General features: G+C 66.7%; 13 protein-coding genes. 3 read left to right on the plus strand and 10 right to left on the minus strand.

Translation table 11 applies throughout. The features are described from left to right. Positions 1 to 6: 6 nt before the first annotated feature. From fabG to C7R54_RS05580, 6 genes are all read right to left on the minus strand, one after another. A complete protein-coding gene (fabG, locus tag C7R54_RS05555) occupies positions 7 to 750 on the minus strand; it encodes a 3-oxoacyl-ACP reductase FabG (protein WP_129149128.1) in 744 nt (247 codons plus the stop codon). Position 751: 1 nt separating this feature from the next. Next, positions 752 to 1,687 (minus strand): ACP S-malonyltransferase, encoded by a 936-nt coding sequence (gene fabD / locus C7R54_RS05560; RefSeq protein ID WP_129149129.1) that lies wholly within the window; start codon positions 1,685 to 1,687, stop codon positions 752 to 754. A 13-nt stretch (positions 1,688 to 1,700) separates the two neighbouring features. Next, positions 1,701 to 2,690, minus strand: coding sequence for a beta-ketoacyl-ACP synthase III (locus C7R54_RS05565; protein ID WP_377813620.1), 990 nt, complete (start codon positions 2,688 to 2,690; stop codon positions 1,701 to 1,703). A gap of 11 nt (positions 2,691 to 2,701) precedes the next feature. Next, positions 2,702 to 3,766 carry a phosphate acyltransferase PlsX gene (plsX, locus tag C7R54_RS05570; RefSeq protein WP_129149131.1) on the minus strand — a complete coding sequence of 355 codons (1,065 nt, stop codon included), beginning with the start codon at positions 3,764 to 3,766 and terminating at the stop codon, positions 2,702 to 2,704. Between the two features lie 62 nt (positions 3,767 to 3,828). After that, a complete protein-coding gene (rpmF, locus tag C7R54_RS05575; RefSeq protein ID WP_088598458.1) occupies positions 3,829 to 4,011 on the minus strand; it encodes a 50S ribosomal protein L32 in 183 nt (60 codons plus the stop codon). 53 nt (positions 4,012 to 4,064) lie between these two features. Next, positions 4,065 to 4,727, minus strand: coding sequence for a YceD family protein (locus C7R54_RS05580; RefSeq protein WP_129149132.1), 663 nt, complete (start codon positions 4,725 to 4,727; stop codon positions 4,065 to 4,067). A gap of 395 nt (positions 4,728 to 5,122) precedes the next feature. On the opposite strand from C7R54_RS05580, the gene C7R54_RS05585 reads away from it, so the two are divergent. The 3 genes from C7R54_RS05585 to C7R54_RS05595 are packed head-to-tail and all read left to right on the plus strand — an operon-like array spanning position 5,123 to position 7,568. Then, positions 5,123 to 5,734, plus strand: coding sequence for a Maf family nucleotide pyrophosphatase (locus C7R54_RS05585; RefSeq protein ID WP_129149133.1), 612 nt, complete (start codon positions 5,123 to 5,125; stop codon positions 5,732 to 5,734). Positions 5,735 to 5,754: 20 nt separating this feature from the next. Further along, positions 5,755 to 6,552, plus strand: a complete 798-nt coding sequence (locus tag C7R54_RS05590; RefSeq protein ID WP_129149469.1) for an SAM-dependent methyltransferase — start codon at positions 5,755 to 5,757, stop codon at positions 6,550 to 6,552. Next, on the plus strand, positions 6,549 to 7,568 hold the full coding sequence (locus tag C7R54_RS05595; RefSeq protein ID WP_158021157.1) for an N-acetylmuramoyl-L-alanine amidase: 1,020 nt from the start codon (positions 6,549 to 6,551) through the stop codon (positions 7,566 to 7,568). The genes C7R54_RS05590 and C7R54_RS05595 overlap by 4 nt, the downstream gene beginning before the upstream one ends. Positions 7,569 to 7,761: 193 nt before the next feature. On the opposite strand, the gene msrQ is transcribed toward C7R54_RS05595, so the two are convergent. The 4 genes from msrQ to C7R54_RS05615 all read right to left on the minus strand — a co-directional run bounded on the left by msrQ (position 7,762) and on the right by C7R54_RS05615 (position 11,264). Further along, complete coding sequence (msrQ, locus tag C7R54_RS05600) at positions 7,762 to 8,412, minus strand: protein-methionine-sulfoxide reductase heme-binding subunit MsrQ (RefSeq protein ID WP_129149135.1); 651 nt, start codon at positions 8,410 to 8,412, stop codon at positions 7,762 to 7,764. Between the two features lie 79 nt (positions 8,413 to 8,491). Continuing rightward, complete coding sequence (gene msrP / locus C7R54_RS05605) at positions 8,492 to 9,451, minus strand: protein-methionine-sulfoxide reductase catalytic subunit MsrP (RefSeq protein WP_129149136.1); 960 nt, start codon at positions 9,449 to 9,451, stop codon at positions 8,492 to 8,494. A gap of 185 nt (positions 9,452 to 9,636) precedes the next feature. After that, positions 9,637 to 10,287, minus strand: coding sequence for an HAD-IA family hydrolase (locus C7R54_RS05610; protein ID WP_129149137.1), 651 nt, complete (start codon positions 10,285 to 10,287; stop codon positions 9,637 to 9,639). A gap of 2 nt (positions 10,288 to 10,289) precedes the next feature. Continuing rightward, on the minus strand, positions 10,290 to 11,264 hold the full coding sequence (locus tag C7R54_RS05615) for an RluA family pseudouridine synthase (protein WP_129149138.1): 975 nt from the start codon (positions 11,262 to 11,264) through the stop codon (positions 10,290 to 10,292). Positions 11,265 to 11,806: the final 542 nt, after the last annotated feature.

An 11,806-nucleotide genomic window follows, 5' to 3' on the forward strand; every position in this document is an offset into this window, starting at 1 on the left:
CAGAAATTACATATACATCCCGCCGTTCACATGCAAAGTCGTGCCGGTAATGTAACCGGCATGCGGACCAGCCAAAAAGGCGACCGCATGCGCGATATCCGACGGCGACCCCAGGCGGCCCAGCGGAATTTGCTGCAGCAGCGCGGCGGTCTGGGCCTCGCCCAGGACGCGGGTCATGTCGGTATCGACGAAACCCGGCGCCACGCAGTTGACGGTAATGCCACGGCTACCCAGTTCGCGCGCCAGGGCGCGCGACATGCCCGCCACGCCGGCCTTCGCGGCCGCGTAGTTGGCTTGGCCCGGATTGCCGGACGAACCCACCACGGAGGTGACATTGATGATGCGGCCCCAGCGAGCCTTCATCATCGCACGCATGACGCCGCGCGACAGGCGGAAGACGGCAGCCAGGTTGGTGTCGATCACCGCATCCCAGTCCTCGTCCTTCATGCGCATGGCCAGCGTATCGCGGGTGATCCCGGCATTGTTGACCAGGATGTGCGGTCCGCCGTCTTTCGCCAATGTGTCCAGCAGGCTGTCACAGGCAGCGGTGTCGGTGACGTTCAGCACCACGCCACGGCCGCCATGGGGAGCCAGGGCCTCGCTGATCGCCTGGGCGCCGGCTTCCGACGTGGCGGTGCCCACCACGGTGGCGCCGCGTACGGCGAGCTCGTGCGCGATCGCCTTGCCGATGCCACGGGTGGCGCCGGTCACCAGCGCCAGTTTGCCTTGCAGGTCCATTGCATTGTCCATATCAATTGCCTCCGAGCTGCGCCAGCGCGGCGTCCAGGGACGCCGGATCGGTAATGGCCAGGCCGGTCAGCTCACCGTCGATGCGCTTGATCAGGCCCGCCAGCACCTTGCCAGGGCCGCATTCGACGACGTGGGTGACGCCGCGCGCCTTGAAGGCGCGGATGGTTTCCACCCAGCGCACGGGATGCCAAGCCTGGCGTACCAGCGCGTCGCGTATGGCGGCGGGCTCGGTCGGCGCCAGCACGTCGACGTTGTTGACCACGGGAATCGCGGGCGCGTTGACGACGACGTCGTTCAAGGCCTTCGACAATACCGCGGCCGCCGGTTCCAGCAGGCTGGAATGGAACGGCGCCGACACCGGCAGCATGACGGCGCGCTTGGCGCCGGCCGCCTTGGCGGCCTCGCAGGCGCGCTCCACGGCTGCCTTGTGACCAGCGATCACGACCTGCGCGGGTGCGTTGAAATTGACGGCCTCGACGACCTCGCCCTGGGCGCCCTGCGCGCAGGCGGCGCGAACGGCGTCATCGTCCAGGCCAAGAATGGCGGCCATGGCGCCGGTGCCCACGGGCACGGCGGCCTGCATGGCGTCGGCGCGGATGCGCACCAGGCGCACCGCATCCTCGAGTTGCAGCGCGCCGGCCGCGGTCAGCGCCGCGTACTCGCCCAGGCTGTGGCCGGCCAGCACTTCCGGCAGCGGTCCGCCCGCGGCGCGCCAGGCGGCGTAGAACGCCACGCCGGCCGTCAGCATGGCGGGCTGGGTATTGGTGGTGAGGTTGAGCTGTTCGGCGGGCCCTAGTCCGATGAGCGCGGCCAGGTCCTGGCCCAGGGCGGCGCCGGCGCGCGCGACCGTGTCCGCAACCGCCGCATTGCCGGCCCATGCGTCGAGCATACCTACCGATTGCGAACCCTGTCCGGGGAATACAAAAGCGATTTTCATCTTTTTGGAGGGATTACCGTTTTGTGGCTGTCATTCTGGCAAGGACCGAGCCCCAGGTAAAGCCGCCGCCCACGCCTTGCATGAGCACGGTGCCCCCCGGCTGGACACGGCCCTCGCGGCGCGCGGCATCGAGGGCCAGCGGTACGCTGGCGGCCGAGGTGTTCGCATGGCGGTCCACCGTGACGACCAGCTTGTCGGCCGGCAGGTCCAGTTTACGGGCCAGGAAATTGAGAATGCGCAGATTGGCCTGGTGCGGGATGAGCAGGTCGATATCGCCCACCGCGATACCCGCCTCTTCGCAGACATCGCGCGCCGAGCGGTCGAGCACGGTCACGGCCTGCTTGAAGACGGCCTGGCCATCCATGCGCAGGAAGGGGTCGCCCACCACTTCGCCATAGGCGACGTTGCCGGCCGCGCAAAGAATCTTGGTCTGGCTGCCATCGGCGCGCAATTGCGCGGCCAGGATGCCCGGCTCGTCGGACGCGCTCAACACCACGGCGCCGGCGCCATCGCCGAACAACACGCAGGTGGAGCGATCGTTCCAGTCGAGAATACGGGAAAAGACTTCCGCGCCAATCACCAGCGCGTGGCGGGAGCGGCCCGCGCGCACGAAGCTGTCGGCCGTGGTGAGGGCGTAGACGAAGCCGCTGCACACGGCCTGCACGTCGAAGGCCGCGCCGTTCTTGATGCCCAGCTTGTCCTGCACCAGGCAGGCCGTGCTGGGAAAGACGAAGTCGGGCGTGGACGTGGCGACGATGATCAGGTCGATATCGCCGGGCTGCAAGCCGGCATCCTCGATCGCGCGGCGCGCCGCCTCGGCGGCCAGCGTGCTGGTGGTCACGCCGCGCTCAGCCAGGTGGCGCTGCCGTATGCCCGTGCGCTCGGCGATCCACTCGTCCGAAGTGACGATATCGCGCTGGGCCAGTTCCGCCGCCAGCTCGTCGTTGGAAACCACGCGCGGCGGCAGGTAGCTGCCCGTGCCGGTGATCGCGGAGTACTGCAAGGAATTCTGTTTCAAGCGGAGTCTCCCGCTGCGCGCGGCAGTGCCGCCGCCACGTTATTGGTATGCACGCTCTGGTGTATCTGCGCCACGCTTTGCATGATGCGTTCCAGCAGCCTGCTGGCCACCGCCTCGCGCGCGCGCTGCAAGGCGAAGCCGAAGGCGTAGACATCGGCCGAGCCGTGGCTCTTGATGACCACCCCGCGCAGCCCCAGCAAGGCCGCGCCGTTGTAGCGGCGGTTATCGACACGACGGCGCAAACGATTCAGGACGGGCGACGCGATGGCGCCCGCCAGCAGGGTAATAAGGTTGCGCTTGAACTCTTCGCGGATGACGCTGCTCATCATCCTGGCCAGGCCTTCGATGGATTTCAGCACCACGTTGCCGACGAAGCCGTCGCAGACGACCACATCGACCGTGCCCTTGAAGATATCGTTCCCTTCCACGTTGCCGTGGAAGTTCAACGGACTGGCGCGCAGCAATTCGGCGGCTTCCTTGACCACCTCGTTGCCCTTGATCACTTCCTCGCCGATGTTCAGCAGGCCGACCTTGGGCCGCTCGCAATGGTCGAGCGCCTGCGCGAGCGCGGTGCCCATGATGGCGAACTGCAACAGGTGTTCGGCCGTGCAATCGACGTTCGCGCCCAGGTCGAGCACCGTGGTGGCGCGGCCTTCCTGGTTGGGAATGGAAGTGGCGATGGCCGGCCGGTCGATGCCGTCCATCGTCTTCAGCACGTAGCGCGAGATCGCCATCCAGGCGCCGGTATTGCCGGCGGACACGCAGGCGTCGGCGCGGCCGTCCTTGACCGCCTGGGCGGCCAGGCGCATGGACGAATCCTTTTTCCGACGCAAGGCGACCTCGACCGGATCGTCCATCGTGACGACCTCGGAGGCCGGTACGATTTCGATCTGGTCGCGCGGCACGTCCCGCGACGCGGCCAATGCCTTTTCGATGGCATCGGGCACGCCGACCAGCAAGAGCCGGGCGTCGGGGAATTGCCGAGCGAACGCGATGGACGCGGGTATGGTCGTGGGCAGGCCTATATCGCCGCCCATGCAGTCAATAGCGATGCGTATCACGGGTGCCAAGTATCAGCGCCAGCCTAACGAACAGTCCGGTCACGCGTTGCGCGGTGACTGGCTTACTCGTCGTTCTTGGTCTTGATGACCTTGCGGCCACGGTAGAAACCGTTGGGGCTGATGTGGTGACGCAGATGCGTTTCGCCCGTGTTCGGCTCGATCGCGGTCGACGGACCGGTCAGGAAATCGTGCGAGCGGTGCATGCCGCGCTTCGAGGGGGACTTCTTGTTTTGTTGAACAGCCATGATGACTCCTAGAATCGGGCCGCATTGTACGCGATGCAGCCCGAATGTTGATCTCAATCTTTGTGCTTCAGTTTTTCCAGCACCGCGAACGGCGATGGACGCTTGACAGGTTCGGATTTCTCCTCGCCTGCCTGTCCCGCCGCGCCCGGACAGACTTCATGCCTGGGCACGTAGGGGATATTCAAAATCAGTTCATCCTCTACCTGGGACAGCACGTCGAAACGTTGCGATCCCACTACTTTCTCGGGGGCGGGCGCGCCGTAACCCGGCTCGCCATCCTCCTCGTCGTCCTCGTCGTCGCCGCCATCGTAGCCGCTGTCGTCCAGTTCGGACTCGCTGCGCACCAGTTGCAGCGCCACCTCGGCATCGATGGGAAACGCAAAAGGTTCCATGCATCGCTGGCAGATCAGCACCGGACTGGCCTGCACCCGCAGCACCAGCAAAGGCTCGTTCATCGCGCCATGCTTGCCCTGCACCTGCCAATGCACATCGCCGGCCTGCTCGGGCAGCCCCTCCATCGCGCGCACCATGCGCGCCAAGGGCAGGCTGCCTTCGGCGTGCTTGCCCAAGCGGACAAACTCGAACGCGTCGATGATGCCGACCGGCTTTTTCGACGATTCCTTCGACGACTCTTTCGAATCATCCACGGCCACCTTGGCCAACTGCGCCCCCGCGGCCGCCGCACCAGAAGCGGCGCCCTTGCCGGACTTGGCCATGGCTCACCTCTACATAATCGTGAATCAAAGCAGGCACTGGATCGACTTCGCTCAACCCGTTCCTCAGATCGAGGGATCCAGCCGGTGACGGCTTTCCCTGCTCGAAAATCCGCCGCCTCGAATGCATCGCCTGGCGGTTTCCCGATTAACGATTCGGTGTCATCCAGGATTTCCGGGGATTATCCCGAAACCTGGCCCGATCGGCGATCGGCCATGGCTGCCTGCCGCACGGTCATCGCGCTACCGCCACCACCGTGTTGCTGCCACACCATTGCCACAGGGGTGGGGTTACCACAATCACACCCTCGCCACGCTGTTGCCGCACAGAAACCGCAAGGAAAATCCCGCGAAACGTTAGATAATACTGTGACTTACGCCACAACGTCAAACCAAGTATGACTATTTCCCCACGCCGCCTGATTCTCGCCTCGACGTCCAAATACCGCCGGGAACTGCTGTCGCGCCTGCGGCTGCCCTTCGACGTCGTCCCGCCCCAGGTCGATGAAACGCCTGAGCCCGGCGAGACCCCGGCGGACCTGGCGGTGCGCCTGGCCCTGGCCAAGGCCAAGGCAGTGGCCACGGCGCACCCTGGCGCCATCGTCATCGGTTCCGACCAGGTGGCGACGGCCGATGGCACCCCCATCGGCAAGCCGGGGGACTTCGCCCGCGCCCAGCGCCAGCTGCGCAGCCTGTCCGGCCGCGAAGTGGAGTTCCATACGGCGCTGGCCGTGACCGATGGGCAGCGCGTCGCCCATGCCGACATCGTCACCCGCTGCCGCTTCCGCGAGCTTTCGGACGCCGCCATCGAGGCCTACCTGCTCGCCGAGTCCCCTTACGACACCGCCGGCAGCGCCAAGGCGGAAAGCCTGGGGATCGCATTGATGGAAAGCATACAGAGCGACGACCCCACCGCCATCATCGGACTGCCCTTGATCGCCCTGACCAGCATGCTGGCGCTGTTCGGCCTGGACCCGCTGACGGCCGCTGGCAGCGGAGCGGCGCGATGAGCGCGGGCGGCCCCGATCCCATGGCGACGACTGCCGCATCCGCTGCACCTGCCCCGCCTGCCGCTTCCCCTGCGTCCGCCGCGCCCAAGGGCGGGCCGCGCGGCGAAGGCCCCGGCACCCTGCACCTGATCCCCGTCGGCCTGGGCGACGCGCCGCCCGATCGCTGGCTGCCCGCCGAAGCGCGCGGCCTGGCGGCCGGGCTGGACTGCTATATCGCCGAAAACGCCAAGACGGCGCGCGCCTTCCTCAAGCAAATAGGCGCGCTGCGGCCGCTGCAGGAAATCACCATCCACACGCTGGGCGAGAAGACCAGCGCCGCTGAAATCGACGGCTGGCTCAAGCCCTTGCGCCAGGGCGGTGAAATCGGCCTGGTTTCCGAGGCCGGGTGCCCCGCCGTCGCGGATCCCGGCGCTCGCGTCGCCGACGCGGCGCACCGCATGGGGCTGCGCGTGCGCCCCTGGGTCGGCCCATCCTCCATCCTGCTGGGCTTGATGGCCAGCGGGCTGGATGGCCAGCGCTTCGCCTTCCATGGCTATGCGCCGGTGGAACCGGGCGAGCGAGCGCGCCAATTGCGCGCCTGGGAACAGTTGTCGGCGCGCAACAACCAGACCCAGATGCTGATCGAAACGCCGTACCGGAACGCCGCGATGTTCTCCACCCTGCTGGCGAGCCTGCGTGGAGACACCCGGCTGTGCGTGGCGCGGTCGCTTACCACGGACGATGAATGGGTGCGGACGGCGACCATCGCCGACTGGAAGTCCCGTCCGGCGCCGGACCTGGACAAGAAGCCCACCCTGTTCCTCTATCTCGCCCGATGATGAAGGATGACGCGCCAAACCGCGCGGGGAGCGGACGCCGCGCCGCGCTCTCCTTGCTGGGCGCGCTGTCGCTCGCCGGCTGCGCGCGCCGCTGGCCGGCCGGGCTGGACGTCGACACCTCGATCAGCGCCGTCAGCCAGGACAGCCGGGTGCGCTTCATCGTGCTGCACTATACCGACGGCAGCGAGGCGGCCTCCCTGCGCACCCTATCGCGCGGGGATGTCAGCGCCCACTACCTCGTCAGCGACGAGGACACCGGCGCGGGCCGCGTCCGCGTGTACAACCTGGTCCCCGAAGCCCGCAACGCCTGGCATGCGGGGGACAGCAGCTGGTTCGGCCGCACCGCCCTGAACAACGCATCGATCGGCATAGAGATCACCAACGGCGGCCCCATCCCGGGTAGCGGCAGCCTGGCGCCGCCGCGCTCCGCGACCGGGCAAACCACGGGCGGCCAGCCGTCGCTGGAGCAGCCGTCCGTGAGTCGGTCACCCCCGAGGGAGTCGCCCTTCAGGCAGCCGTCGCCAGGGCAGCCAGCGGGGCAGCCGCCATCCATGGAACAGCCCCCGGCGTGGCAGCCGCCCATCTGGCAGCCTTATACGGAAGCCCAGATCCGCGCCGTCATCCTGCTGGTGCGCGATATCGCCCAGCGTCACGGCGTGCGCCCGGAGAACATCGTCGGTCACAGCGACATCGCGCCGCAGCGCAAGACGGACCCCGGCCCTCTCTTCCCCTGGCGTCGGCTGGCCCAGGCCGGCCTGGGCCGCTGGTACGACGAAGCCGCCGCCCAGGCCGCCACCCGGCGCTATGCGATCGACGGCGCCCTGCCGGATGCGTCCTGGTTCCAGGACGAACTGGCGCGCGTCGGCTACGACGTGCCCCGCACGGGCGCCTACGATGCCGCCACCACGCGCGTCATTGCCGCCTTCCAGATGCACTACCGCCCTGCCCGCTACGACGGCGTGGCCGATGCCGAAACGGCGGCCATCCTCAGCGTGCTGCCGGGCGAAACTGAATAGGTGAATAGACGTTCCGGCGGCCACTGGACGACTCCGAAATACCGGTTGCAGTGTCCGCACACAACGGGACATCAAGGGAGTATCCGCAAGATAGGCGCTAGATGACACCACTGTAGCGGGCGGTTCGGGCGTGATATGGGCGTATCGCGGGACGGACGGGGGGGCGCCGGCCTTTGGCAGCATTGACGCCCCTTCAAGCAGGCCGCGCCCGGTTGGCGCGCACCCGCAGGACCACGCGCCAGGCCAACAGCCCCAGCAATACCGCCCCATACCACAGCGGCTGCGTGAAATCATGCTTGCCAGCCTTGTGCCACCACAGGTGCAGGAGCGCCAGCAGCCCGATCAGGTAGACGGCGCGATGCAAGCGCCCCCAATGGCGCCCCAGGCGCCGCATGGCGGCCTGGAACGAGGTCAGGGCCAGGACCAGCAGCAGGACGAAGGCCAGGAAGCCCACCAGGATGAAGGGCCGCTGCCCCACGTCCTCGGCCATGGACGCCGGATCGAAACCGCGATCCCACCCCGCCCACGACAGGAAGTGCAGGAAGCCGTAGAAAAAGGTGTACAGGCCGCACATCCTCCGCACCCGCAGGAGCGCCGGCTGGTTCAACAGGCGGCGCAGCGGCGTGATGGACAAGGTCACCAGCAGGCAGACGAAGGTCCAGGTGCCGGCGGAGCGGGTCAGGAACTCGACCGGGTTGGCGGTCAGGCCGTCGTTCATGCCCAGCCAGACCCAGCGCAGCAGCGGCGCCAGTCCCAGGAGGAACAGCAGGGGCTTGAAACGGCCCACCTGCCGGGCAGTCCACTGCCGCCGCGCGGGGCCGGAAGGAAGGGTAACAGTATCCATGCGCTAAAAATCATCCAGAAGCGGCAAAGGGGCGGCGACCAGCGGGTGGCACCCACGTAGGCGACGCCCTCGGTGGCCTTCAATAATTGGCGCGCAGATCCATGCCCTGGTAAAGCGACGCCACCTGGTCATAGCCGTTGAACATCAAGGTCTTGCGCTTGGGACTGAACAAGCCGTCGCCGATGCGCCGCTCCGTGGCCTGACTCCAGCGCGGATGCGGCACATCGGGATTCACATTGGCGTAGAACCCGTATTCATTGGATGCGGCATCCATCCAGGAACTGACGGGCATTTTCTCGACCAGCCGGATCGCCACCAGCGACTTGGCCGACTTGAACCCGTACTTCCAAGGCACCACCACGCGCACCGGCGCGCCATTCTGGTTGGGCAGCACCTTGCCGTACAGCCCGAAGGTCAGCAAGGCCAACGGATGCATGGCCTCGTCCAGCCGCAGGCCTTCGGTATAAGGCCAGTTCAGCACCCCGCTGCGCAGCCCCGGCATGGTGTCGCGCTGGGCGGCGGTGACGAATTGCACGAACCTGGCATTGCCCGTGGGCTCGACCTGCTTCAGCAGCGCGGAAAGGGAATAGCCGATCCAGGGAATGACCATCGACCAGCCCTCGACGCAGCGCAGGCGGTAGACACGCTCTTCCTGCGGCGCCAGCTTGAGCAGCTCGTCGATATCGAAGGTACGCGGCTTGTTGACCTCGCCCTCGACGCTGACGGTCCAGGGCCGTACCTTCAAGGCCTTGGCGTATTTGGCCGGATCGCCCTTGTCCAGGCCGAACTCATAGTAATTGTTGTAGGACGTGACGTCGCCGTAGGACGTCTGCTTGTCCATGACGGCGTAGTCCGCATTGGCCGTCGACGGCAAGGCCGCCAGGCCGCCATCCTGGGCTCGCGCGGGTGGCATCCAGCCGGCCGCGCCCAGGGCGGCGAGCCCGGCGCCGGCCCGACCCAGCCACGCGCGGCGCGCGTGCCAGACCCGTTCCGGCGTGATTTCCGAGGGAAGAATGTCCGAGGGTTTACGTATGAGCATGATGGCCGGCTCCAGGAAGCACGTCGTCGCGCATTGCGACGCGCATTGCGTATTCCACTGAGACCGGACGCCCATGAGGGATGTTCCCGGGCACGGGCCGCGCGCGCGTATCAGTCGCGGGGATTATTTCACACGCCGTTGACGCCCGGCCCGCGTTCTCCGGCCCGCGTATCTCAGGCCCGTACTCAGCCCCGCCCCGCCAGCCACGCCCCCAGTTCCGCCACGGTCTCGACGATCACCTGGGGCATGCAGGTCTCCAGTTCCTTGCGGGTATGCGCGCCATAGGTCACCCCGACCCCGTGGACGGCGGCATTGGCGGCCATCTGCAAATCATGCGAGGTGTCGCCTATCATCACCACCCGCTCCGGCGGCACGTCCAGCTCCGCCATGATTTCGTGGAGCATGGCCGGATTCGGCTTGCTGAAGGTTTCGTCGGCCGTCCGCGTGGCATGGAACATATCGACCAGGCCACTGGCCGCCAGCGCGCGATTCAACCCGACCCGGCTCTTGCCGGTGGCCACCGCCAGCCGCACATCCCGCTGCGCCAGGTCGGTCAACAGTTCGCGCACCCCCTCGAACAGCTTGAGCTCCGGATCCCGCAACAGGTAGTTCACCCGGTAGCGCTCCAGGAAGCGAGGCATCATGGATTTCGGCAGGTCCGGCACGGCGTGCCGCAGCGCGCTTTCCAGGGACAGGCCGATGACCCAGCTGGCCTGCGAGGCCGTCGGCACGGGCAGGTCCAGGTCCCGGCAGGCGGCCTGGATGGCGGCCACGATATTGTGGGTCGAATCCATCAGCGTGCCGTCCCAATCGAACACCACCAACGAATAAGGCATGGTCAAGCACTCTCCAGCGTTTTTAGCAATTGCAGGCAGGCCCGCGGCAGCGGCGCATGCAGGTCCAGCGTTTCCCCCGTCAGCGGATGCGGGATGGTCAGTTGATGCGCGTGCAGGAACATCCGGTTGAAGCCCTGCCGCGCGAAGGCGGCCCGGGTCTCATCGTCCCCATATTTATCGTCGCCCACGATAGGAAAGCCGCTGGCGGCCAGGTGCACGCGTATCTGGTGGGTGCGCCCGGTGCGCAACTCGGCCTCGACGAGACTGTAACGGCCGAAGCGCTGCTTCAGTGTGACGATGGTGTGGGCGGCCTGCCCTTCACGGTCGACCCGGACGCGCCGTTCGCCCGACGCCGTCGTCCACTTCAGCAAGGGCAGCTTGATGTGCTGGCGGTCGTTGACCCAGTCGCCCTGGACCAGCGCATAGTAGCGCTTGCTGCCCAATCCCTCGCGGAACATGCGATGCAGTCCCAGCAGGGCGTTGCGCTTCTTGGCGATCATCAGCAGGCCGGAGGTCTCGCGGTCCAGCCGATGCGCCAGTTCCAGCATGGGCGCCTGGGGACGGGCGGCGCGCAGGCGCTCGATCACGCCGAAGGCCACGCCGCTGCCGCCGTGCACCGCGATGCCGGCCGGCTTGTCCACGACCAGCATGCCCTCGTCCTCGTAAACCATGGGGAATTCGGCGGGCGGCACCGCGCGCGGCGCGTCGGGCGCCGGCAGGCGAAAAGGCGGCACGCGAACGACGTCCCCTTTTTCCAGCCTATGGTCCGCCTGGATGCGTCCCTTGTTTACCCGGACGTTGCCGTCGCGGATCGCCTTGTACACATGGCTCTTGGGAACGCCCTTGCACAGGCGGAACAGGAAATTGTCGACACGCTGGCCGTCGTGCTCGTCGGTCACTTCGACCATGCGTACGGTCGCGGGCGCGCTGGGGGAAGTCCCAGGGGATGATTCTTTGCGCATTGCGAAAAGCGGCATATAATCGGGACAGCCTTAAGGGGCTGAAATGGGGGGCTTAGACTGAATAGCCGCTTGGCGTAGAGATGCTGTTTGCAACTCCGTCGAGTACGCTTTTTTGGCAACGCCGTCCGGTGCGCAGGACGCCATTGTACCGCCTGCTCGATTTCAGCTCCGGGGTCATTCGGTCGCCGGCGCAACCGAGCCCAGCAGAAAGTGGTGTGGCACATTTTGCCCGCTTTCATGACAGGACCGTTGCAAGCCGCGCGCGGCTCTGAAGCATTCGCAAGCATCGTCGCATTTAAAGCACCAGGCGCGCGCCCTCTCTCTTGTCGCCGCGTCTGAGTTCCCACAGCAATTATTCGTCAACCACATACGTGCTACTGACTCTCCTGCTGACAGAACCCCGTGCCTACCGGCACGCAGTGCCCGCCTGACTGGCGCGGATACGCCTGGGCGCACGCCCGGGTACGGTCCGCAAGCCGCTTGCCCTTGCCGCAGTCCGCAGACCGTGTGATCCGAGGTCACGCGCCGATATCGGCGTGTCATGACTACGGAGAACC

This window comes from Achromobacter aloeverae (assembly GCF_004121055.1).
GTDB lineage: Bacteria > Pseudomonadota > Gammaproteobacteria > Burkholderiales > Burkholderiaceae_B > Bordetella_C > Bordetella_C aloeverae.